This is a genomic window from Salinisphaera sp. T31B1 (genome assembly GCF_040361275.1).
Classification (GTDB): Bacteria; Pseudomonadota; Gammaproteobacteria; order Nevskiales; family Salinisphaeraceae; genus Salinisphaera.
The window spans coordinates 186,896-209,320 of the sequence record NZ_APNH01000001.1 but is presented as its reverse complement, the minus strand read 5'-3'; the positions used below and the strand labels follow the sequence as shown (position 1 = coordinate 209,320).

At 65.6% G+C, this 22,425-nt stretch carries 17 protein-coding genes and 1 pseudogene; 10 read left to right on the top strand and 8 right to left on the bottom strand.

Annotation, left to right across the window (positions count from 1 at the left end):
• Positions 1-101: 101 nt before the first annotated feature.
• The 4 genes from T31B1_RS00945 (at position 102) to T31B1_RS00930 (ending at position 5,432) form a co-directional block, all read left to right on the top strand.
• On the top strand, positions 102-1,463 hold the full coding sequence (locus tag T31B1_RS00945) for an L-lactate MFS transporter (protein ID WP_353247583.1): 1,362 nt from the start codon (positions 102-104) through the stop codon (positions 1,461-1,463).
• 86 nt (positions 1,464-1,549) lie between these two features.
• Positions 1,550-1,693, top strand: a complete 144-nt coding sequence (locus tag T31B1_RS00940) for an MFS transporter small subunit (protein ID WP_353247582.1) — start codon at positions 1,550-1,552, stop codon at positions 1,691-1,693.
• Between the two features lie 138 nt (positions 1,694-1,831).
• Positions 1,832-4,828 (top strand): formate dehydrogenase subunit alpha, encoded by a 2,997-nt coding sequence (gene fdhF / locus T31B1_RS00935; RefSeq protein WP_353247581.1) that lies wholly within the window; start codon positions 1,832-1,834, stop codon positions 4,826-4,828.
• 82 nt (positions 4,829-4,910) lie between these two features.
• The gene (locus T31B1_RS00930) at positions 4,911-5,432 is read left to right on the top strand and encodes a hypothetical protein (protein WP_353247580.1); all 522 of its coding nucleotides are present in this window, start codon (positions 4,911-4,913) and stop codon (positions 5,430-5,432) included.
• Between the two features lie 79 nt (positions 5,433-5,511).
• Here the strand turns inward: T31B1_RS00930 and T31B1_RS00925 are convergent, their stop codons facing one another.
• Positions 5,512-6,459 (bottom strand): AEC family transporter, encoded by a 948-nt coding sequence (locus tag T31B1_RS00925; protein WP_353247579.1) that lies wholly within the window; start codon positions 6,457-6,459, stop codon positions 5,512-5,514.
• 107 nt (positions 6,460-6,566) lie between these two features.
• On the opposite strand from T31B1_RS00925, the gene fdhD reads away from it, so the two are divergent.
• From fdhD to T31B1_RS00905, 4 genes are all read left to right on the top strand, one after another.
• Positions 6,567-7,439, top strand: coding sequence for a formate dehydrogenase accessory sulfurtransferase FdhD (fdhD, locus tag T31B1_RS00920; RefSeq protein WP_353247578.1), 873 nt, complete (start codon positions 6,567-6,569; stop codon positions 7,437-7,439).
• A gap of 135 nt (positions 7,440-7,574) precedes the next feature.
• Positions 7,575-8,702 (top strand): TAXI family TRAP transporter solute-binding subunit, encoded by a 1,128-nt coding sequence (locus tag T31B1_RS00915; protein WP_353247577.1) that lies wholly within the window; start codon positions 7,575-7,577, stop codon positions 8,700-8,702.
• Between the two features lie 26 nt (positions 8,703-8,728).
• Positions 8,729-9,250 carry a DUF1850 domain-containing protein gene (locus tag T31B1_RS00910; protein ID WP_353247576.1) on the top strand — a complete coding sequence of 174 codons (522 nt, stop codon included), beginning with the start codon at positions 8,729-8,731 and terminating at the stop codon, positions 9,248-9,250.
• An 8-nt stretch (positions 9,251-9,258) separates the two neighbouring features.
• Entirely contained in the window at positions 9,259-11,475 is a 2,217-nt protein-coding gene (locus T31B1_RS00905; RefSeq protein WP_353247575.1) for a TRAP transporter permease, read from the top strand.
• 105 nt (positions 11,476-11,580) lie between these two features.
• Here T31B1_RS00905 and T31B1_RS00900 read toward each other — a convergent pair whose 3' ends face one another.
• From T31B1_RS00900 to T31B1_RS00885, 4 genes and pseudogenes are all read right to left on the bottom strand, one after another.
• On the bottom strand, positions 11,581-12,999 hold the full coding sequence (locus T31B1_RS00900) for an efflux transporter outer membrane subunit (protein ID WP_353247574.1): 1,419 nt from the start codon (positions 12,997-12,999) through the stop codon (positions 11,581-11,583).
• Positions 12,996-16,205: an efflux RND transporter permease subunit gene (locus T31B1_RS00895; protein ID WP_353247573.1), complete on the bottom strand. Its 3,210-nt coding sequence runs from the start codon at positions 16,203-16,205 to the stop codon at positions 12,996-12,998. The genes T31B1_RS00900 and T31B1_RS00895 overlap by 4 nt, the downstream gene beginning before the upstream one ends.
• A pseudogene (locus T31B1_RS00890) lies at positions 16,202-17,011 on the bottom strand (efflux RND transporter periplasmic adaptor subunit); the annotation flags it as partial. The pseudogene T31B1_RS00890 and the gene T31B1_RS00895, both read right to left, overlap by 4 nt.
• A gap of 18 nt (positions 17,012-17,029) precedes the next feature.
• Positions 17,030-17,485, bottom strand: a complete 456-nt coding sequence (locus T31B1_RS00885) for an efflux RND transporter periplasmic adaptor subunit (protein WP_353247572.1) — start codon at positions 17,483-17,485, stop codon at positions 17,030-17,032.
• A gap of 216 nt (positions 17,486-17,701) precedes the next feature.
• Between T31B1_RS00885 and T31B1_RS00880 the strand changes: the two genes are divergently transcribed.
• Positions 17,702-18,325, top strand: a complete 624-nt coding sequence (locus T31B1_RS00880) for a TetR/AcrR family transcriptional regulator (RefSeq protein ID WP_353247571.1) — start codon at positions 17,702-17,704, stop codon at positions 18,323-18,325.
• Positions 18,326-18,372: 47 nt separating this feature from the next.
• On the opposite strand, the gene T31B1_RS00875 is transcribed toward T31B1_RS00880, so the two are convergent.
• The 3 genes from T31B1_RS00875 to T31B1_RS00865 form a co-directional block, all read right to left on the bottom strand.
• Complete coding sequence (locus T31B1_RS00875) at positions 18,373-19,596, bottom strand: MFS transporter (protein WP_353247570.1); 1,224 nt, start codon at positions 19,594-19,596, stop codon at positions 18,373-18,375.
• A complete protein-coding gene (locus tag T31B1_RS00870; RefSeq protein WP_353247569.1) occupies positions 19,593-20,120 on the bottom strand; it encodes a TetR/AcrR family transcriptional regulator in 528 nt (175 codons plus the stop codon). The genes T31B1_RS00875 and T31B1_RS00870 overlap by 4 nt, the downstream gene beginning before the upstream one ends.
• A gap of 296 nt (positions 20,121-20,416) precedes the next feature.
• Positions 20,417-21,367, bottom strand: a complete 951-nt coding sequence (locus tag T31B1_RS00865) for a DMT family transporter (RefSeq protein ID WP_353247568.1) — start codon at positions 21,365-21,367, stop codon at positions 20,417-20,419.
• 97 nt (positions 21,368-21,464) lie between these two features.
• Between T31B1_RS00865 and T31B1_RS00860 the strand changes: the two genes are divergently transcribed.
• Complete coding sequence (locus T31B1_RS00860; RefSeq protein ID WP_353247567.1) at positions 21,465-22,409, top strand: LysR substrate-binding domain-containing protein; 945 nt, start codon at positions 21,465-21,467, stop codon at positions 22,407-22,409.
• Positions 22,410-22,425: the final 16 nt, after the last annotated feature.

Genomic DNA, 22,425 nt, shown 5'->3' with positions numbered 1-22,425 from the left:
TGGTCGCAGCCGCCACGCGCCCCGGCATGGCTCTGCTAGGCTGCCTGTAGCATCCAACAACAGGCGCTTGGCGCGCCTGATCTCGTTTCCAAGGGGGATACATGGCGGGTTTCTTCGACAAGTCCCATACCGTGGCCAAGCCCGGGTTCAACCGGTGGATGGTGCCGCCGGCGGCGCTGTGTATTCATCTGTGTATCGGCGAGGTGTATGCCTTTTCGGTGTTCAAGCTGCCCTTGACACGGATTCTGGGCGTGACCGAGTCCGCACCCGACGACTGGTCCCAGCCGACGCTGGCCTGGATATTTTCGCTCGCGATCGCCGTGCTCGGTCTGTCCGCCGCCTTCGGCGGCCAGTGGCTCGAGCGGGTTGGCCCGCGCAAGGCGATGGCACTGGCTGCAGCCTGTTTCGGCGGCGGTTTCATTGTCTCCGCGTTCGGCGTGTGGACACACCAGATCTGGCTGATCTATCTCGGCTACGGCGTGCTCGGCGGTATCGGCCTGGGCATCGGCTATATCTCGCCTGTGTCGACGCTGATCAAGTGGTTTCCGGATCGGCCCGGGCTGGCTACCGGCATGGCGATCATGGGCTTTGGCGGCGGGGCGATGATCGGTTCGCCGCTGTCGACGGCGCTGATGGCGTTCTTCTCGGGCCCGGATTCGGTGGGCGTCGGATCGGCGTTCATGGCCATGGGCGTGATTTATTTCTTATTCATGATGGTGGGTTCGCTGATCGTGCGTATCCCGGCCAAGGACTGGAAGCCCGCGGGTTTCGACCCCGAGCGCGATGGCAAGCAGGACAAGATGATCACGCGCAATCACGTGCACGTGAACGAATCGATGAAAACGCCGCAGTTCTACTTCATCTGGCTGGTGCTGTTTCTCAACGTGACCGCCGGTATCGCCTTGCTCGAGCAGGCATCGCCGATGGCACAGGAAATGGTCGGCGTGAGCGCGGCCGCAGCGGCCGGCTTCGTGGGTGTGCTGTCGATCTTCAACATGGCCGGGCGTTTCTTCTGGGCGTCGCTGTCCGACTATATCGGCCGCAAGCTGACCTATGTCTGCTTCTTCGTGATCGGCATGGTGCTCTATGCGCTGGTGCCCAACGTGGCCGCGGGCGGCAACGTCGTGTTCTTCGTGCTGGCGTGCTGCATCATCGTGAGCATGTACGGCGGCGGCTTTGCCACCGTGCCCGCCTATCTGCGCGATATCTTCGGCACCATGCATGTCGGCGCCATCCACGGGCGACTGCTCACCGCCTGGTCGGCAGCCGGCGTGGTCGGCCCGCTGTTGCTCAACCAGCTGCGCGAAGGCCGTATCGAGGCGGGTGTGGCGCCGGCCGATGCCTACACCACGACGCTCTACATCATGGTCGCCCTGCTGGGGGCTGGACTGGTGTGCAATCTGCTGGTCCGGCCGGTGGCCGAAAAGCACCATTACCAGGGAGATGTCAGCAACCCCGAATGAGCCAAGCCGCCCGATCGGGCGCTGGCCCGGGCCGGGCGCTACCGAACTCTACGTATTGATTGCGCCGAACGCGACAGGAGACAATGATGAATACCGATTCGACCGCTGCGGCCGAACACAGCACGACGCCCACCTGGCAGGTGGCCGCGCTCTGGATCATGGTGACCGTCCCCGCGCTGTGGGGATTCATCGAAACGCTGGTCAAGGCACTGCGCCTGTTTACCGGCTGATCGGCGATCATCCGATCCGGGCCCGTTGTGTCATGCACGAGGGGCCTTTTTTTTGCCCCCATTTTCAGCCGGCTGCTGATTGCAACCGGCTGTCCCTATAGTTGCGTAAACAGCCTATCGAATGCCGGGAGAGCTTGAATGGATGACGTAGCCGAGACGATCGAGATCCAGGTGGATGGGCGTACCATACAGGCACGCGTCGGCCAGCCGTTGCCCGAGGCCCTGGAGGCCGCCGGCATCTATCTGCCGCACCTGTGCTACCACCCGAGCCTTGGCCCGGTCCAGACCTGCGATACCTGTTTCGTGGAGGTCGACGGCAATCTGGTGCGCGGCTGCGGCGTGGCGGTCAAGCCCGGCCTGGATGTACGGCTCGACACCCGGAAAGCCCACGACGCCCGCCATGAGGGCATCAACCGTGTCGCCTCCAATCACGATCTGTACTGCTCGGTCTGTGACAACAACAACGGCAACTGCGAGGTGCACAACACTGTGCGCGACATGCACGTGCCCGGCCAGGTCTACGAATATCGCGGCAAGCCTTACGAGAAGGACTATTCCAACCCGTTCTATATCTACGACCCGGACCAGTGCATTCTGTGCGGGCGCTGTGTGGAGGCCTGCCAGAATCTGCAGGTCAACGAGACGCTGTCGATCGACTGGTCGCGCGAACGGCCGCGGGTGATCTGGGACGACGATGTCGCCATTGAAGACTCGTCGTGCGTGTCCTGTGGCCACTGTGTCACTGTCTGCCCGTGCAACGCGCTGATGGAAAAGACCATGCTCGGTCATGCCGGGCCGATGACCGCGTTGTCGCCTCAGGTCCAGGGCAAGTATCAGCAGCTCGGCCGATCGGCAATCGACCTGGTCAAGGCCGCCGAGCACACTACTGGCTTCGGCCCGATCTTCGCGGTCTCGGAAGTGGATGCCGCCATGCGCGAGACCGAGCTCAAGCGCACCAAGACGGTCTGTACCTACTGCGGGGTGGGCTGCTCGTTCGAAATGTGGACCCGCGGGCGCGAACTGCTCAAGGTCCAGCCGCAGCCGGAAGGCCCGGCCAACGGGATCTCGACCTGTATCAAGGGCAAGTTCGGCTGGGGCCATATCAACAGCGAAAAACGCCTGACCAAACCGCTGATCCGCGAAAACGGCGCCTTCCGCGAGGCCGAATGGGCCGAAGCCTATGCGCTGATCGCACGGCGTTTTTCCGAGATCAAGGCCGAGCACGGCCCCGATTCGCTCGCCTTCATCGCATCCAGCAAGTGCACCAATGAAGAAGGCTATCTGATGCAGAAGTTCGCCCGGGCCGTGATCGGGACGAACAATATCGACAACTGCTCGCGCTACTGTCAGGCCCCGGCTACAGAAAGCCTCTGGCGAACGGTCGGCTTTGGCGCGGATACCGGCTCGATCGCCGATCTGGAGGCCTCCGAGCTGCTGCTCATCGTGGGCTCGAACACCGCCGAGAGCCATCCGGTGATCGCCACCCGTATGAAGCGTGCGGCCAAGCTGCACGGCCAGAAGCATATCGTGGCCGATCTGCGTCGCCACGAGATGGCCGAGCGCGCGGACCTGTTCGTCCAGCCAGCGCCAGGCAGCGATCTGGTTTGGCTCAACGCCGTGGCCAAGTACATCGTCGACAACGGTCATGCCGACATGGACTTCATCACCGACCACGTCGAGTACTTCGAGGAGTACAAGACGTCGCTGGAACGCTATACGTTCGACTACGCGGTCCAGCACACCGGATTGAGCCACGACGAACTCCAGCGGATCGCCGACATGGTCATCGAGGCCAAGACGATGTGCGGTGTCTGGGCCATGGGCGTGACCCAGCATTCCATGGGGGCGGATACCGCCACGGCCCTGTGCAACCTGCTGGTGCTGACCGGCAACGTCGAGCGCTTCGCCACCGGCGGCTACCCGATGCGGGGCCACAACAATGTGCAGGGCGCGAGCGACTTCGGCTGCATGCCGGATCGCTTCCCGGGCTATCAGTTCGTCTCCGACGACGATACGCGCGCCGAGTACGAGAAGCTCTGGGGCGTGACGCTGTCCACCAACAAGGGCCTGGACAACCACGAAATGGTCGACGTCATCCACGAGGGCGGGCTGAAATCCCTGTACGTCGCCGGTGAGGACATGGCCATCGTGGACGCCAATGCCAAGCACGTACAGGCGGCCTTCGAGAAGCTCGACTTCTTCGTAGTACAGGACATGTTCTTCTCGCGAACCTGCGAATATGCCGATGTGGTCCTGCCGGCCAGCCCGTCGCTGGAGAAGGATGGCACCTTCACCAATACCGAACGCCGTATCCAGCGTATCTACGAAGTGTTTCCGCCGCTGGGCGACTCCAAGCCGGACTGGCTCATCCATACCGAACTGGCGCAGGCGATGGGCGCCGACTGGCACTACGAGCATCCGTCGCAGATCATGGCCGAGGTGACAAAGGTCTGTGATCTGATGGCCGGGGTGACCTACAGCCGCCTGGAAGGCTTCAAGTCCCAGCAATGGCCGGTTCGCGAAGACGGTACCGGCCACGAGCGGCTCTATAACGACGGCACCTTCCACTTCAAGGACGGCAACGCGCGTTTTCATCCGGTGCAATGGAACGAGCCGACCGACCAGCTCGATGCCGAGTACGACCTGCATCTGAACAACGGCCGGCTCCTCGAGCATTTCCACGAAGGAAACCTTACCGACGAGACGCCCGGCATCGTGTTCAAGCTGGTCGGTAATTTCGTCGAGGTCGGAGCCGATCTGGCCGCCGAACGCGGTCTCAAGCGCGGTTCGGTCGTACGGCTGATCTCGCGGCGCGGCGCGATTCGCGCCAGCGTCGAGATCACCGATCGTGTGGTCGGCAAGCAGCTTTACATGCCGATGCACGGCAAGAAGAACATCGAAGCCATCAACGTGCTGACCAGTTCGGTGACCGATAAGGACACCGATACGCCGGCCTACAAGGAGCTGGCTGTCAAGATGGAGCTGCTGTCCTATGAGGGCACGCCGCCGGTCAAGGAAAACAATCAGCGCAACCAGCCGCGCCACCCGACCAGCGGCGTGCAGGTCAGCGAGAAATGGCAGCGCAACGACTACGAACGTCCGCCCAAGCTGCGGCCGACCGGCAGCGGCCTTTAAGCGCCGATATCATGCGCAAGACGGGGCCGGCCACAGCGCGCCGGCCCGCTGGACCCGATTACGTGACCAGGAAGCATCGACCATGGCAGAACAGATCCACTATCGCCCGCCGCAGGCCAAGGGCCTGCGCGGCGAGACACAGGACGAACTGGAACGTCTCGAAGGCCGGCTGGGCGAGATCAACGGCCTGCTGGATGAGCTATACGCCTCGGGCATCATCCGCTGGCTCAAGGACTTTGCCGGCGCCTTTCCGCAGATATCGTCGATCGCGGTCGAGGGTATGAATACGCCGCAGGGCAAAGCCGGGCTTCGCAATCTGCTGGTCGTCGGCCAGCAGCTCGGCCGGATCGATCCCGACCGTCTGGAACGGGCCTTCGATTCGGCCAACGCCGGGCTGGACAAGGCGCGTGAAACCGCCGAGGGGCGTCACGACAGCGCCTACAACCCGCCGGGTGTGACCGGCGTGTTCAAGCTCCTCCACGACAAGGAGCTGTGGAGCGCGCTGGCCCCGGTCATCGAGGGGGTCAAGGCCTATTCCGCTGATCAGAAGGCCGCCGCGGAAAGGGACGACACGCCGGCTGACGATACCAAGCAATCCGGTTAGACAGTGCCGCCGTACCGACATGAGCGTACGGCCGGTCCGCCGTCGGGTCTCAGGCTGGCAGTGGCCGGGTGGATGCCGCTCAGATTACGCCGCCGGCGCGTAGTACGAACACGCCGAGCGTCATCGTCACGCTGGCGGCGAGCGTGGTCACGGCGACCATGTTCGCGGCCAGCTTCACGTTGCCGCCCATGGCCTGCACCATGATGAAACTGGCCGAGGCCGTCGGGCAGGCGAAGTACAGGAACATTAATCCCAGTTCGGCGTCCGAGAAGCCGAACGGCAGAGCGCCCAGCGTGGCCAGACCCGGCAGAATGGTCATCTTGATCGTACCGGCCGACAACGCGATGGAGCGGGCCTCATAGAGCGCAGCGACCGACAGCGATCCGCCGATACAGATCAACGCCAGCGGCAGGGTCATGTCGGCGAAATAATCGGCCGACGTCATGATCCACACGGGAACCGGCAGCGCCAGCACGGCCCATACGATCGCCACGAGGGTGGCCAGGATCAGCGGGTTGCCCAGCACGCCGCGCGTCATCCGCGCCCAGCTCGCGCGCTGGCCGGGCTGGTACCAGGTCAGCACGATCACGGACAGCCCGTTGTAGAGCAGAATGACCTCACCGACCAGGATGCTGCCCGCCGACAGCCCGAAATCGCCGTACATCGACGACGCCAGGGCCAGGCCCATGATCCCGCAATTGCCGCGAAACGCGCCCTGGACATAGACCCCGCGGTCGGCCTCGGGCACGCGCCAGATGGCCCACAGCCAGCACAACACGAAGCTCAGTACGGTGGCGACGCCGAAGTACGTGATCATCCCCGGTCGCAGTGCCTGCGACAGGTCGGCGCGGACGATGCTCACAAAGATCAGCGCCGGCATGCAGCCCTTGAAGACGATGGTCGAGGCCGAGCGAATGAAGTGATCATCGACCCAGCCGCCTCGACGCATGGCAATGCCCAGGAACACCATGGCGAACACGGGCAGCGTGACGTTGAGCGTCTGGATGAATATCTGGGACAGGCTCATGAGGTCAGGCGAGCGGGGGCGGCGACGCGCATAATTGTAACGATTCGTTGCACCATGAACACGCCCGCCAGATGAGCTTCGGCCGGCAGATCGGTTACCGTGGGGCCATGGAACGCCCTGTCGACACGCCAACCCCTGCGCCAAGCCAAACGCCGGCGGTCGATGCCGCGCGCCGGCGGATTCGCCTGTGTGCCTATGAACAGGGTCACTTTATCGAGCGCGACGATGCGCTGGCCGTCGAACGCGCACTGGAGATCCACGTCGCCGGCGCCGAGCCGCTGATCACCATGCGTACGCCGGGCGCGGATCGTGAGCTGGTGGCCGGGCTGATGCACGGTGAAGGCGTGATCCGCTCGCGCGAGGACATCGTCTATCTCAAGCCGGCCCCGGGCGAAGCCGATGTGATGCGGCTCATGCTTCGCCCCGAAGCCCGCGCCCGTCTCGATCGCGTCGAGCGCAACACCCTGGCCACCAGTGCCTGCGGGGTCTGCGGCAAGCCGAGCTTCTCGCCGCCCGTCCCACCGTCGAGTGCTGCGGCGCAGACCGGCGCGGCGCTGACGCCAGAGCTGCTGCTGTCGTTGCCGCATAGGCTGCGGGCGGATCAGGGCGTGTTCGAATCCACCGGCGGGCTGCATGCCGCCGGCCTGTTCGATGCCAGCGGTACGCTCGTCGGTCTGCGTGAGGACGTGGGCCGCCACAACGCGCTCGACAAGCTGATCGGCTCGGCACTGCTGGCTGGCGGCCTACCGCTGTCGGATCACATCCTGATGCTGTCGGGCCGGGCGAGCTACGAGCTGCTGCAGAAAAGCGTCATGGCCGGTCTGCCGGTCGTGTGTGCGATCTCCGCGCCGAGCAGCTACGCGGTTGCGCTGGCCGAGGAATTCGATATCACCCTGGTGGGTTTCCTGCGCGAGCATCGGTTCAATGTCTATGCCGGTGGATGGCGATTCGAGCCGGACGAACCGACCATAGCCGGCTAGCCAGCGACGCGACCGCGACGGCATGACACCATCGGCCAATTGATCGCGGCCGTTGTGCTCTGCTATTCATGCCATCCTGTGGAACGGTGTGCGTCGACGGCGCCCCTTACTCTCCTATCGATAACGAGGTTGAATATGATCAAACGAGCCTTTTTCGGCGCCGCCGCGCTCGCGCTGTCCAGCGTGGTGCTCGTCGGCTGCGGTAGCGGCGACGACGCGCAGAACGATACGGCGGCCGACAACGGTCAGGCCGCCGGCGAACAGTCGTCGGATCAGGCCTCGAATCAGCCGGTCAACATCATCTTCGGTACAGGCGGCACCTCGGGCAGCTACTACCCGATCGGCGGTGCGCTCAAGGGCGTGTTCGAAGCCAGCGATCAGGTCGACAACGTCCAGGTCGTCTCGACCGGTGCATCGGTGCAGAACATCAACAATATCGAGGACGGCACCAACCAGATGGCGATCGTAATGAGCGATGTCGCCTTCGATGCCATCAACGGCCAGAACCAGTTCGAGGGCCGCAAGGCCGATATCAAGACCATCGCCGGGCTCTACCCCAACGTGGTCCAGATCGTCGCCACCGCCAACAGCGGCATCAAGTCCGTGGCCGACATGAAAGGCAAGCGCATCGGCGTCGGCAAGGTCGGCTCCGGCGTGGAGCAGAGTGCGAAGAAGGTCCTAGAGGCCGCCGGCATGACCTACGACGATCTCGGCCAGGTCAGCCATACCGGCTATGCCGACAGCGTCACGGAAATGAGCAACGGCAACCTCGATGCTGCGTTCTTCACCTCGGGCGTACCCAATTCGAGCATCACCGGGCTTATGCAGAACACCGACGTGACCTTCGTCAACGTCGATGGCGACACGGCCAGCAAGCTGCTCGAGAAATATCCGTACTACGAGAAAATCGAGATTCCGGCGAATGCGCCCGAGCGCTACGGGCTGGATCAGGCCGTCAATACCGTGGCCATCCGCAACATCCTGATCGTGCCGGCATCGATGGACAAGGCCGTCGCCGAGGATCTGGCCAAGCGCTTCTACGACTATCTGGGCACCGACAAGGTCTCGGTGGGTGCACTCAAGAGCTTCGACCGGTCCACCATGGCGGACAACCTCGTGGTGCCGCTGGCTCCGGGCGCCAAGGCTTTCTATGACAGCATCGGTAGCGGCGAGACGAATGCGGGCCAGGGCAGTAACGCCGGTCAGAGCGACGGCCAGAGCGACGGTGGGCAAAGCGCGCCGGCAGGCGATAACAACGGCTGAGCATCGCCGACACGCGGCGGACGCGGATGAACCGAACGCCGATCACAGCGCGGTGGTTCGCTGCGTTCGCGCTCGTGGTGGTGCTGTGTCTCACGGCCGCGGCCTGTTTCTGGCCGCGGTCGTGGCTGGTCGTACGCCAGGCCGATACCGTTCGCTATGCGTTTGCCGGCGGCGAGGGCACCGAATTCGCCCTCCGGTGGACCCATTCGGTCGAGGAAGAGGACTGGATCGAAGAGTTCGCCATGCGTGATGGCCATATCGAAGTGGTGGCCACACGCTTCAAGACCTTCGGTGCCGGCGTTCCGTCTCATGCCGGGCGTTCGACCACGCTCGAGCATGGCTGGGTGGTCATGCGCGGCATCGACCGCGTGGTGGACCCGCTGTCGGTCCAAGCCGCGTCCGCCGAGGACTATCGCATGCGCTATGGTTCGCACTGGTTCGAACTCAGTGCAGGCCACCGACAACCCATACTGACCTTCGCCGCCGTTCGTGCGCCGTGGCTGCCCATGCTGGCGCCAGCGGTGCGCGGCTGGCTGGCCACACGCTGACAACCGCCATGAGCCAAAGCCCGAAGTCTTCATCCTCGATATCGGTGGCACCGGAGATCGCCTCGCGCGAGACGCTGGAGAAATACGATCGCGAAAGTGCCGTGCGCGACGGCCTGCCGCGCCCGGTGATGACGTTCGTGAGCGCACTGTGCGTGCTGCTCGCGCTGTTCCACCTGTATACGTCGTTCTCGGGGCCGCTCGTCGATGTGGTCCAGCGCAGTATTCATCTATACACGTTGCTCGGGCTGACGTTCATCATCTACCCGATGCTCAAGTCCGGCGCGCGTGACCGGGTGCCGTGGCCGGACGTGCTCTTTGCGCTCGTCTCGTTCGCCATCGGCTGCTACATGATGATCGCCGCCGACCGCGTGATCGCATCGGCTGGACGGATCAACAGTGTGGACATGTGGGTCGGCCTGGCCGCTCTGCTGCTGGTCATCGATGCTGCGCGAAGGGTCACCGGCTGGGGTTTGCCCGGCCTGGCGGCGATCTTTCTGGCCTACGGCTTCTACGCCAAGCTGTCGCTCTACCCGCAGCTGAGCGAGGCGATCGTGCTGGCGACCACGCGCCAGATCGTGTCGCATCTGGTCTATATCACCGAGGGCCTGCTGGGTACCGCGATCGCGGTCTCGGCCAGCTATATCATCCTGTTCATCCTGTTCGGGGCGTTCCTGGTCAAATCCGGGCTCGGCCAACTGTTCAATGACCTGGCGCTGACCATCGCCGGGCCGACCCGCGGCGGGCCGGCCAAGGTCGCGGTGATCGCCAGCGGATTCCTTGGTTCGATCAACGGCTCGGCGATCGCCAACGTGGTGACCACCGGCGCGTTCACGATCCCGTTGATGAAACGCACCGGCTACAAAGCCAACTTCGCCGGGGCAGTCGAGGCGGCAGCCAGCGTCGGCGGCCAGATTCTGCCGCCGATCATGGGCGCGGCGGCGTTCATCATGGCCGAGGTGCTGGGCGTGGCCTATACCCAGGTCATGCTCGCCGGCATCATCCCGGCGCTGCTGTTCTATCTGGGCATTCTGTTCCAGGTGCATCTGCGGGCCCTGCGCAACGGACTGTCGGGCATTCCGCGCTCCGAGCTGACCCCGCTCAAGGACGTCATGCTCAAGCGCGGCCATCTGCTGTTGCCGATGGTCATTCTGCTGTGGCTGATCTTCGAAGGCCGGGCGCCGTTCTTCGCGGCCTTCTGGTCGATCGCGGCGACCGTGCTCATCTGCGGTACCGCACGCCTGGTGATACCGCTGTCCGCGGTGCTGGTCGCGCTGGTCTTCGAGCCGCAGATCTTTGCCTTGCTCGATGGCCGCACGATGCCGGGGCTGCCGGCCTCCCGGCTGTGGCTGTTCGCGATCATTGCGCTGCCGCTGGCCATCAACGCCATACGCTCGCGGTTGCCGGTCGAATCCGAGGTCATGGATTTCGGCGACTGTCGCGACGCCATGGTCGAGGGCGTACGCAACGCCATTCCGGTGGCGATCGCCTGTGCGGCCGTGGGCATCATCGTCGGTATCGCCACCCTCACCGGCATTGCGCTCGATGCCGCCGATGCGGTGGTCAACATGGGCCAGGCCATTCCCTACGACATGCTGCGCCTGCTCGTGACCCTGGCGCTGACCATGATGGCGTCGATCGTGCTCGGCATGGGCCTGCCGAGTATTCCCTGCTATATCATCACCTCGACCATGGCGGCGCCGATCCTGCTGAATCTGCCGTTGTTCCGTGAACTGGCCGGCTCCAACGACACGGCCATCTTCGTGGCCCACATGTTCGTGTTCTATTTCGGCATCTTCGCGAACCTGACGCCGCCGGTGGCCCTGGCGGCCTATGCCGGCGCCGGCATTTCCGGCGGCTCGCCCAACGCGACCGGCGTGCAGGCGATGAAGCTCGCGATTGCCGGCTTCGTGGTGCCCTATATGTTCGTGTTCGCGCACAGCATGCTCATGATCGATGCCACCTGGGCCAACGTCGCCGCGGTGGCGGCCACCGGCGTGGTCGGTGTGCTGTTGCTGGCGGTGGCCGTGGAAGGTTATCTGCGTGGTCCGCTCGGCGCGCTGTGGCGTGTGCTGGCGCTGATCGGCGCACTGGCGCTGATCTATCCTGGTTTGATCAGCGACGCGATCGGCGCGGTCATCGCCGTGCTGCTGTTTTTTGTTGGGCGTGGCGACAGCGACACGAGCGCCGGCGGCGCGACGAAAACGGCGGCAGGCGCGGGCGCATAGCGTGACGCGTGGACCGTCGCCCGTGCCCACCGACGCCGGCCATGCGGTGGTAAACCTCGACCTTATGCATGGCCGGGCGCGGGCTGGCCTGCCTGGGGTGGGTCGTCACCGGCCGGAGAGATAGTCCGTCTCGGGCTGGCCGACGCCGCCTAGCGCCTTGTAGATACCGGCGACGCCCACATTGACCGCCAGCTCCGACACGGCCACTGCGTCCTCGGCGTCCAGCTGGATACGCTGTGCGTCGAGCAGATCGAGGAAGTCGAGCGCGCCGACGCGGTACTGCACGGCGGCCATATCGGCGGCGCGCGCGGCCGCGTCGGCCTGCTCCACGAGGCTGGCCAGCCGACGCTGCTCGTTTGCGTAGGCGGTCAGGCTGTTGCGGGTATCCTCCAGGGCGATCAGCACGGCCTTGTGATAACCGGCCAGCGCGGCATCCGCCTGGGCCTCGGTGGCCTTGAGCCGTGCGCGCAGCGAGCCGAAGTCGAAGGCGGCCCAGCTCACGGTCGGTGTAACCGACCAGGCGCGTGCGGCCTCGGCGCTGAAGTCGAACAGATCCGAGGCGTTGCCGGACAGAAACCCGACAAAACCGGTCACGTTCACACGCGGGAACAGATCGGCGGTGGCCACACCCACGCGCGCGGTTGCCGCGGCGAGCCGTCTTTCGGCGATTTGCACGTCGGGCCGTCGGCGCAACAGAGCGGCCGGGTCGCCGATCGGCAGCGCCTTGGCATAGGGCACGATCGGCGCGGGCGCCAGTTCGTTGTCCAGCGTGCCGGGGCGCTGGCCTAGCAGCACGGCAAGACGGAAGGCCGCACGGCGTTCGGCCGCCTGCAGCGGTGGGATACGGGCCTCGATGGCCTTGAACTGCGAACGGCTGCTGAACACATCGCGCTGCGAGATACGGCCGATCTCGTAGCGTATGCGGGTCTGGTCGAGCGTCTGCCGTGCATTGTCCAGATTGCGGTTGGCAACGCGGATACGACTCTGCGCGCCGCGCAACTCGAAATAGTTGCGTGCGACCTCGGCGGCCACCATGACCTCGGCCGATCGCAGCGCTGCCTGCTCGGCGCCCAGATCTGCGCGCGCGGCTTCCACCGAACGCCGTACGCGGCCGAACAGGTCGATCTCCCATCGGGCATCGAAACCGAGCCGGTACTGTTCGGTTTCGATCGGCGTGTCGGTCAAGCCGGGCTCCTGCTGGTCTCGGCGCGTATAGCTCGCCGCAACCGGCACATGCGGGGCGTAGTCGTATTGCCGGTCGTTAAAGATCGCACGCGCCGCGCGCACCCGATCCAGCGCAATCTGCAGATCCAGGTTCGAGCCGAGCGCGCGTGTGACCAGCGAGTCGAGTTCGGGGTCATCGAACTGGGCCCACCACGCCGCCTCCGGGCTCTGCGTGACGAAGGCGCTCTGATCGTCTGTCTGCAGCTCGGCGCCGGGCGTGACCGGCGGGGTGTAGTCCGGACCGACCGCGCAGGCGCCGAGCCCCAGCGTCAGCGCGACGAGCCAATAGCGTACTGTCATCGACGGTCTCCCGCGGGCGGCGCCAGTCGATCGGTGTGCATGCGCGTAGCGCGGGCACGCACGGCGCGGCGATGGGCGATCGATCGCGCGGCCTTGCGCACCAGCAGATAGAACAGCGGCGTGAGCATGAGCCCGAAGAAGGTCACGCCGATCATGCCGGAGAACACGGCCACGCCCATGGCTCGGCGCATCTCCGCACCGGCGCCGGTCGAGATCACCAGCGGCACCACGCCCATGATGAACGCCATCGAGGTCATCAGGATCGGCCGCAGGCGCAGTCGAGCGGCATCGAGCACCGCTCGGAGGGAGCTGGCACCTTCTGCTTCGCGATCGCGGGCGAACTCCACGATGAGGATCGCATTCTTGCTGGCCAGCGCCACCAGTACGATCAGCCCGATCTGGGTGAATATGTTGTTGTCGCCGCCGGAGATACGTACGCCGACCAGGGCCGAGAACAGCACCATCGGCATGATCAGGATCACCGCCAACGGCAGGCCGAGACTCTCGTACTGGGCCGCGAGCACCAGAAAGACCAGCACCACCACCAGGGGGAAGATGAGCAGGCCGGTGTTCCCGGCGAGGATCTGCTGATAGGTCAGGTCGGTCCACTCGAAGCTCATGCCGTTGGGCAGGCTCTGTTGGGCTACACGCTCCATGGCCGCCTGGGCCTGGCCGGTACTAAAGCCCGGCGCTGGCCCGCCGTTGATTTCGGCGGTGGCATAGCCGTTGTAATGCATGACCCGGTCCGGCCCGGAGGAGGCGTTGAGGGTGACGAACGCGCCCAGCGGAATCATCGCGCCGTCGGCGTTGCGGGTCTTCAGATGCAGGATATCGTCGGGCTCCAGACGGAATTCCGGTTCGGCCTGGACATTGACCTGATAGGTGCGCCCGAAGCGATTGAACTGATTGACATACAGCGAGCCGAGATAAACCTGCATGGTGTCGAACAGCTGCTGCAGGTTCACGCCCTGGGCGATCGCCTTGTCGCGATTCACCTCGGCATCGATCTGGGGCACATTCTGCTGGAAGCCGGTGAACAGTCCTTGCAGTGCCGGCTCGGCATTGCCGGCCGCGATCAGTTTCTGGGTTTCTGCGTACAGGGCCTCGGAACCCAGATCGGCGCGATCCTGGATCTGCATGCGAAAACCGCCGATCGTGCCGAGCCCGTTCACTGGCGGCGGCGGAAACACCGCCACGAACGCCTCCTGTATGCCCGCGAACTTCTGGTTGAGCGCAGCGGCGATCGCGCCGGCCGACAGATCCGCCGTGGACCGCTGCTCGAACGGGTCGAGGGTGACGAACACGATGCCGGTATTGGGGCTGTTGGTGAACCCGTTGATATTCAGTCCCGGAAACTGGACGGCGCTCTCGGCGCCCGGCTGGTCGGCGACGAGTTCGCCCATACGGCGGATCACCGCCTCGGTCCGGTCCAGGGTGGCCGCGTCCGGCAGCTGCGCGAAGGCCACCAGATACTGCTTGTCCTGCTGGGGCACAAAGCCGGTCGGCGTCTGGGCGAACCCCAGCCAGGTCAGACCGATCAGTCCGCCATAGACCAGTAGGGTGATGCCGCCGATACGAAATATGCGGCCAATGCCGTGCACGTAGCCGTTGGACAACGCCGCGAAGAAACGGTTGAACGGCCGGAACAGCCAGCCGAACAGTGTGTTGATCAGGCGGGTGGGCCTATCGGGTGCGGCGCCTTTCTCCTTGAGTAGAAGCGCCGACAGCGCGGGGCTCAGGGTGAGCGAGTTGAACGCCGAAATCACCGTGCTGATCGCGATCGTGAGCGCGAACTGCTTGTAGAACTGGCCTGACAGGCCACTGATGAACGCGGTCGGCACGAACACCGCGCACAGCACAAGCGCAGTGGCGATGATCGGCCCGGTCACCTCGCGCATCGCCTGGTGGGTCGCGGCCACCGGCGTGAGCCCGTTCTCGATATTGCGCTGTACGTTTTCGACCACCACGATCGCGTCGTCCACCACGATGCCGATGGCCAGCACCAGGCCGAACAGCGACAGCGCGTTCAACGAGAACCCGAACAGGTACATGACCGCGAAGGTGCCCACCAGCGATACGGGGACCGCGACCAACGGGATCACCGACGCCCGCCAGGTCTGGAGGAACAGGATCACGACGAGCACGACGAGCACGATCGCCTCGATCAGCGTATGCACGACATCGCGGATCGACTCGCGTACGAACACGGTCGGGTCGTAGACGATCTGGTAGTCCACGCCCTGCGGGAAGCTCTTCTTGAGCTCGGCCATTTTCGCCCGCACCCGCTCGGATATATCCAGTGCGTTGCTGCCCGGCCGCTGGAATACCGGAATCGCGGCGGCCGGCGCGTTGTCCAGCAGCGCCCGCAGCGCATAGGTATCGGCGCCGATCTGTACGCGCGCGACATCCTTCAGGTAGGTGATTTGGCCGAGGCCCCCGGTCTTGACGACGATGTTCTCGAACTCGTCGGCCGTCGTCAGCCGGCCTTTGGTGTTGATCAGCAGCTGGAAATCCGCGCTGCTGCGGGTCGGCGGTGCGCCCAGCTGACCGGCGGCGACCTGAATGTTCTGGTCGCGAATCGCAGCTACCACGTCGCCTGCGGTCATGTTGCGGCTCGCCAGCTTCTCCGGGTCGAGCCAGATGCGCATGGAATACTCGCCGGCGCCGAAGACCTGGACATCGCCCACACCGTCCAGGCGCGCCAGTTCGTCCTTGACCCGCACCAGCGCATAGTTGGCCAGATAGAGCCGGTCGTAGCGTTCGCTCGGCGAGACCAGATGCACCACCATGGTCAGATCCGGCGATGCCTTGTTGGTGGTCACACCCAGGCGCTGAACCTCTTCGGGCAGTTCCGGCAGCGCCTGCGAGACCCGGTTCTGTACCAGCACCTGGGCGGTGTCCGGATCGGTGCCCAGCGCGAAGGTGATGGTCAGCGTCATCACGCCGTCGGCGGTCGACTGCGAGGACTGATAAAGCATGCCCTCGACGCCGTTGATGGCCTGTTCCAGCGGGCCGGCCACGGTATCGCCGATCACCTTCGGGTTGGCGCCTGGGTAGCTGGCCTTGACCACCACGGTCGGCGGCACGACTTCGGGGTACTCGCTGATCGGCAGCAAGGGCAGGGCCAGAAGACCCACCAGCAGGATGAGCGTCGACAGCACGCCCGCGAAGATCGGGCGGCTGATAAAGAATTGCGAGAGTTTCATCGGGCGTATTCCGCCTGCGCAACCAGGCCGTGCGCCTGGTCGATAGACAGGCCAGGCAGTCGCGCGACGGCCGGCGATCCAGGCGCGGTTGCGGCCTCCACTTGTGCGAGCTGGCCGAGTGCGTCGTCGTCATTGCGCATCGATACCCGCTCGGGCGAGACGGTCTGACCAGGCATGACATGCTGCAAACCGTCGACCACGATCACGTCGCCCGCCTTCAGGCCCGATCGCACCACGCGCAGACCGCCAATCGACGGGCCCATCTCCACCCGTTGATATTCGACCGTATCGTCGGGCGTGAGCCGGAGCACGAAGCGCTTGTCCAGATCGGTTCCGATGGCCCGGTCGTCGATCAGCACGGTCTCGGTCGCAGCCCCGCCGACCAGGCGCATACGCGCGAACAGCCCCGGCGTGTATCGCCCCTCCGCATTGTCGAACTCGGCGCGCGCACGGATGGTGCCGGTATCGGGATTCATGCGGTTGTCGACGAAGTCCAGCGTGCCCGCGTGCGGATAAGCCGTTTCGCCGACCAGCCCCATGAACACGCCGGTGGCATCTGCGTCCGTGTCCTGCCGGATCAGCCGACGGTAGCCGAGATAAGCCTGCTCATCGACATCGAAATACGCATAGATCGGATCCTGGGAGACCACGGTGGTCAGCAGATCGCGGCTGTCGACCAGGTTGCCGGCGGTGATGACCGCGCGTGAGACGCGCCCGTCGATCGGCGAGCGCACACGGGTGAATTCCAGGTTCAGCCGGGCCGCCTCCAGGGCCGCTGCCACCGATCCCAGATCGCCTCGGGCGGCGGCGGCGGCTGCCGCGAACTAATCGTATTCCTGGGTCGAGATCGCATTGGCGCGCTGCAACTCGCGGGCCCGCTGGAAATCGGCACGGGCGAGCACCAGCGACGACGTGGCGCGTTGCTTTTCGGCGGTCAGCCGGTCGACGTCTGCCTGATAGGGGCGCGGGTCGATCTGGAAAAGCAGATCGCCCTTGTGGACGATCGCGCCGTCGGCAAACGCGACGCGATCGATATAGCCGTTGACCCGCGGGTGGATATCCACCGTATCCACGGCTTCCAGGCGTCCGGTGAATTCCTGCCACTGATGCAGCGACTTCACGACGACCGGCGCCACGGTCACCGTCGGCGGCGGGGCGGCGGCCTGTGGCTGTGCCGCGGTGGGCTGATACGCGCCATAGGCAAGGCAGGCGACGATCACCACGACCGCCAGTCCGACAAGCCCCAACACACCGCGGGCCCGGAATCTTGATCTACGCATGAGAACTCCCTTGAACGACTGCGAGCCTGGTCGCCGCCGATTGCGCCGGCTTCATGCGTATCGCAGGGAGTCGGCGGCTTGACATCGTTCGGTAACAAGCCGATTCTTTGAAAAATTGTTACCGGCCGGTAACGTCCTGGGATGGATGTTAGTTACCGGTCAGTAACATTTCAAGAGATATATCGTGCCGATCTGCACGGAGAGTGATAAGCCGCTGTGACCGAAGAAGTTATTACCCGAAAGAAAAAGCCGCGCGTACGCGATCGGATCTTCGCTGCCGCGTGCGAGCTGTTTTACTGGCAGGGGGTGCGTGCCGTCGGTGTCGATGCGATCGTCTCGGCGGCGGGGACCAACAAGATGAGTTTCTATCGTGCGTTCGCCTCGAAGGACGATCTGGTCGCCGCCTACGTGCGTCAGGAAGTCGAAGACAGCCTGGCCCACTGGCAGGCGATACTCGATGCGCATGCCGGGGATGCGCTGGCCCAGGCCAGAGCCTTCTTCAAGGCCCACCTGACCGAGACCTGTGCCGAGGCCTCGCGTGGGTGCCCGCTGTCCAACGTGGCGGTCGAGTTGTCCGAGACACAGCACCCGGCCAGGGCGATCATCGAGGAGTACAAGAGCGAGATGCGCCACCGCTTTCGCAAGCTCGCCGGCGAGATGGGCACGCCCACCCCGGATGCCCTGGGCGATACCCTGATGCTGCTCTGGGAAGGGGCCTATCTATCCCCGCTGACCTTCCACGCGCAGCGCGGCCCGGCACAGCACGTCGCCGACGCCGCGGAAGCGGTAATCAAGGCGTTCGTGCCGGCGGCGCAATCGGCCGCCGAGCCGGCGTCTTAAGCGCCGGCCGTGCCGGCCGCAGCGCGTGTCGCCGTCTGCGGCGGATATCAGGCCCGCTCGTGTGACAGGGTCGCGGTCTGCCGGTATGTGGAGGGCCCGACGGGCCGGCGGCCGGTGTCTGGTCGATCGACCGTGCCCGTGCCGTCATCGGCTTTAAACCAGAACAGTCCGGCGGCCGGGCCGAGCGTGGCAAACACCAGTACGGCGGTCGCCAGCGAGCTGTGGCTCAGCAACAAACCGAATACCGGCGCGCCGGCGGTCTGGCCGACGGCAACGGTGAGAAACCCGATCATCAGGCCCGTGCCCGGCCGCTCGGGCAGCGCCGTCGTCCCCCATACCAGATAGACGCCGGTCAGCATCACATAGGCTGCGCCAAACAGCGCGCCGCCGACCAGCGTGAGGCGCGGTGTGGTGAAGCCCAGCCCGGCGAGGGCGATGCCGAGCGCGAGTGCCGCAAGAAACACACGGTGGACGGTGTTGATCCCGAAACGGGCGGTCAGCCAGCCGGCGGCCGCGCCCAGCACGCCGGCCGAGCCGATCGCGATCCACAGCAGGCCGATCTGCCCGGTCGACCAGCCCAGCCGGATATGGGCGATCTCGCCGCCGAACGACCACAGCGCGGTGCTCGACGCGCCCATCAGAAACGAGGCGCCGATCAGACGGATGAGATTGGCGCCCAGCGCCGGTCGTTGCACGCGATGGCCGCGCCGCTCGCGGGTTCGACCGGCCGGCAGGCACACGAATGCCGCAACGCCCAGGCCCATCGCCACGCCCGCGAAGAGCGTGAACACCAGACGCCAGTCGTCGCCGAGCGCCAGCGCGAACGGCCCGGATAGGCACACGCCGGCGCTCGTGCCGGCGTTGATGACGGTGTTGGTCAGATCCCGTCGAGCGGGTGCGACCGCGTGGGCCACCGCATCGGCCATCGGCGGCGAGGCCAGCCCGGTGCTGGTGCCGGCCAGGATCACGAAGACGGCCAGCCAGGCGGGCGAGGCGCACAGGGCGATGCCCAGCATGCCGAGTGCGGCGACAGCCGCGGCCATGACCGCGACCGTGCGCGCACCCAGACGCTCCGACAGACGCGCCGAGCCGATGATCGCCACGCAATAGGCGGCGAACGCGCCGCCCGATATCACGCCCGCCAGCGACGACGACAACGCGAGATCTTCGCGGATCTGCGGCAGGAACAGGCCAAAGGCGAACCGGGCAAACCCGTAGCACACGGCGATCAGGCCGAAACCGACCGCGCCGATCCGCAACGCTGCACTCATTGGGGGGCCCCGGCGGCGATCAGCTGTTGCGCGCAGGCGCTAGCCGCATCGATGACGGCCGTGCCGCGGTAGGTGGCCGCTGCGGTCGCGCCTTCGAACAAGGCGAGTATCTGGTCGGTGAGATCATCGTCGACGGTACCGGTCTCGCGTGCGACCAGGTCGGCGATACGGGCTCGCAGCATGCGGTGGTAAGCCGTGACTTCGTCAGCGATGTCCCGAATATCGCCGCCGGTTTCGGCCAGTGCGCGGAAGAACAGGCAACCGCGTGCGCCCTCGGTGGCCGACCAGTTCCTGAGCGATGCGAACAGCGTGGTCGTGCTGGTGAAATCGGTCTGTTCGAAAAAGCGCTGCTGACGCGCAGCCAGCACACGGGCCATGAGCGCGTTCTTGTTGCCGATGTGCTTGTAGACGGTGCGGCTCGACAGCTTGCTTTCGCGAACCAGCCGCCCCATGCCGGTGGCGTTGAAGCCGTCGCGATCGAACAGGCGCTCGGCCGCGCTGAGTAGTTGCTTATCTATATCCATGGCCGAAGTGTAAAACGATCGTTTTACATCGGTCAATTGGAGGGGTCGGATCGACGCCCCTTGCTTGGTTGCGTTCGGATTCAACGCCAGGTCTGGATCGGGTCGCGGGTCGGCGGTCGGTCGACGCGCCGCGGGCGATATGTCTGTCGCGAACAATAGGCGGGCCCCGCGGTGCGGGCCCTGGCGCTCGGCGGCCATGGTCATGCGCCCCCGAATCTCTCAGCGCATCGGCATGCAGTTCGCGGGCGCGTACGTCCGGCCGCGCGACCCGGTCGGTTATGCAAGCCGACTATGCGTCAAGCATTCGACCGGCGGCCCGGGGCGCTGACCAGCACCACGCCGGCCACGATCGCGGCCCCGCCGGCCAGGAAGTTCCAGGTCAGCGGATCGCCGAGCAGCAGGGCGCCGAAGACCACGCCGAACACCGGCGACAGGAACGAGAACACGCCCAGCCGCGAGGCCAGATAGCGCCGCAGCAGCGCGAACCAGAGCAGCAGCACGGCAAAGGCGATTCCCAGCGTCTGAAAGCTCATGCTCAGCGCGACGGCCGGCGTGAGCGTGATCGCAGACAGGTCGCCGGTAAACGCGGCGGCGATCAGCATGCAGATCCCGGCAATGGTCAGCTGGTAGGACAGGGTCAGTACCGGGCGTTCTTCGGACAGGCGCGTGGTACGAATCACGACCGTGGTGGCGGCCCAGCCGAGCCCGGCCAGCGTGCCCAGCAGATCGCCCACGATCAGCGAACTCATCGCCGGCCCGTCCGCCGGGCTGGCGCCGGGCGCCATCGCACAGACGATGCCGGCAAAAGCGATGGCGATGCCGATCCAGTGGCGCAGGCCCAGCTGCTCGCCGGGCACCAGCCAGTGCAGGCCCAGCGCGGCGAATATCGGCGCGGTATAGAGAAACACCGACATATGCGAAGCGGTGGTATAGCCCAGGCCGATCGCCACGAAAGAGAATTCGGCGAGAAACCCGACGCCCACTGCGACGCCCGGCCAGAACACCGCGCGTGCATCGGCCAGCCGCACCCCGCGTACACGCGCGACCGCGATCACCAGGATCGCGGCGATCGCCGAACGAATGGCGATCTGGGCCAATGGCGCGATGTCCGCGGCCACCCACTTGATCGCGACCTGCTGCAAGCCCAGGGCCAGACAGAACACCAGCATGAGCAGGCTGCCCTGCAGATCGAGCGCGCGACGCTGGGTGTTCGGGCTGTGGTGGAGTTCGGCAGCGGGCGTGGCCATGGGTCAGCGCAGTTGTTGAGGGGCGCCCAGTGCAGCATCGCCGACCTGCCGCGGCAACCGATTAATATACCGGGCGAGGCTCAGGAAAACTCATGTCATGTCCGACCGTCTGCCGTTGAACGCACTCCGCATATTCGCCGTGGCCGCGCGCCAGGGCAGCTTCAAGGCCGCCGCCGAAACCCTGCATGTGACCGCCGGGGCGGTCAGCCGGCAAGTCAAGCTGCTCGAGCACGAACTCGGCGCGCCGCTGTTCGAGCGTCGGGCGCATGGCGTATCGCTCAACAGTCGGGGTCGGCGACTGGCCGATGCCCTGGCTCCGGCCTTGGCCGATATCGGATCGGCACTGGCCGAGGCCCGAGCCGCCCCGCGGAGTGCCCGGCTGACGGTCAGCGCGCCGCCGTCGTTCATCCAGCACTGGCTGCTGCCGCGTCTGGCCGCCTTCGAGACCCGCTACCCCGATGTAGAGATCGCACTCGATGCGAGTCAGCGGTTGACTGCGCCGGCCTGGCAGGGCGACAGCCCGCGTATCGCGATCCGGTACGGCCAGGGCCCGTGGCCCGGCGTGCGCACTATCGGCCTGCTCGCCGATGCGTTGTTGCCGGTGTGTGCGCCGCGCCTGCTGGCACAGGGCCCGCCCCTGGTCGAGCCGGCGGATCTCGCCCACCACCGGCTGCTGCACGTCGCCTGGCCGTCGGCGCTGCCGTTTCCCGGCTGGCGTGAATGGTTGGATGCAGCCGGTGCGACACAGGTGGATGCCAGCGCGGGCCAGCGCTACTCGCTGTTCGGCCTGGCACTGGACCAGGCGATCGCCGGCCGGGGCGTGGCGCTGGCCAGCAGTGTCGTGGTTGCCGACCGCCTGGCCAGCGGCGTGTTGATCGCGCCGTTCGGTGCCGACAGCGCGCTGGCCGCGCCCTGCGTGTACGACCTGTTGCTGCCCTTGGACGGCGCGCCGCCCGATCCCGCGCGTGTGTTCATCGACTGGCTGCTCGGCGAGGTCGAGGCCTTCGGCGCCCAGGACCCGGTCGGGGCGGGCCGGCCGTGAGGCATCGGCCGCCCTG

Bases quoted from the DNA above. Each gene is read 5' to 3' on its own strand.
- T31B1_RS00945 (WP_353247583.1), top strand. From the start codon at position 102: ATGGCGGGTTTCTTCGACAAGTCCCATACCGTGGCCAAGCCCGGGTTC.
- T31B1_RS00940 (WP_353247582.1), top strand. From the start codon at position 1,550: ATGAATACCGATTCGACCGCTGCGGCCGAACACAGCACGACGCCCACC.
- fdhF (WP_353247581.1), top strand. From the start codon at position 1,832: ATGGATGACGTAGCCGAGACGATCGAGATCCAGGTGGATGGGCGTACC.
- T31B1_RS00930 (WP_353247580.1), top strand. From the start codon at position 4,911: ATGGCAGAACAGATCCACTATCGCCCGCCGCAGGCCAAGGGCCTGCGC.
- T31B1_RS00925 (WP_353247579.1), bottom strand. From the start codon at position 6,459: ATGAGCCTGTCCCAGATATTCATCCAGACGCTCAACGTCACGCTGCCC.
- fdhD (WP_353247578.1), top strand. From the start codon at position 6,567: ATGGAACGCCCTGTCGACACGCCAACCCCTGCGCCAAGCCAAACGCCG.
- T31B1_RS00915 (WP_353247577.1), top strand. From the start codon at position 7,575: ATGATCAAACGAGCCTTTTTCGGCGCCGCCGCGCTCGCGCTGTCCAGC.
- T31B1_RS00910 (WP_353247576.1), top strand. From the start codon at position 8,729: ATGAACCGAACGCCGATCACAGCGCGGTGGTTCGCTGCGTTCGCGCTC.
- T31B1_RS00905 (WP_353247575.1), top strand. From the start codon at position 9,259: ATGAGCCAAAGCCCGAAGTCTTCATCCTCGATATCGGTGGCACCGGAG.
- T31B1_RS00900 (WP_353247574.1), bottom strand. From the start codon at position 12,999: ATGACAGTACGCTATTGGCTCGTCGCGCTGACGCTGGGGCTCGGCGCC.
- T31B1_RS00895 (WP_353247573.1), bottom strand. From the start codon at position 16,205: ATGAAACTCTCGCAATTCTTTATCAGCCGCCCGATCTTCGCGGGCGTG.
- T31B1_RS00885 (WP_353247572.1), bottom strand. From the start codon at position 17,485: ATGCGTAGATCAAGATTCCGGGCCCGCGGTGTGTTGGGGCTTGTCGGA.
- T31B1_RS00875 (WP_353247570.1), bottom strand. From the start codon at position 19,596: ATGAGTGCAGCGTTGCGGATCGGCGCGGTCGGTTTCGGCCTGATCGCC.
- T31B1_RS00870 (WP_353247569.1), bottom strand. From the start codon at position 20,120: ATGGATATAGATAAGCAACTACTCAGCGCGGCCGAGCGCCTGTTCGAT.
- T31B1_RS00865 (WP_353247568.1), bottom strand. From the start codon at position 21,367: ATGGCCACGCCCGCTGCCGAACTCCACCACAGCCCGAACACCCAGCGT.
- T31B1_RS00860 (WP_353247567.1), top strand. From the start codon at position 21,465: ATGTCCGACCGTCTGCCGTTGAACGCACTCCGCATATTCGCCGTGGCC.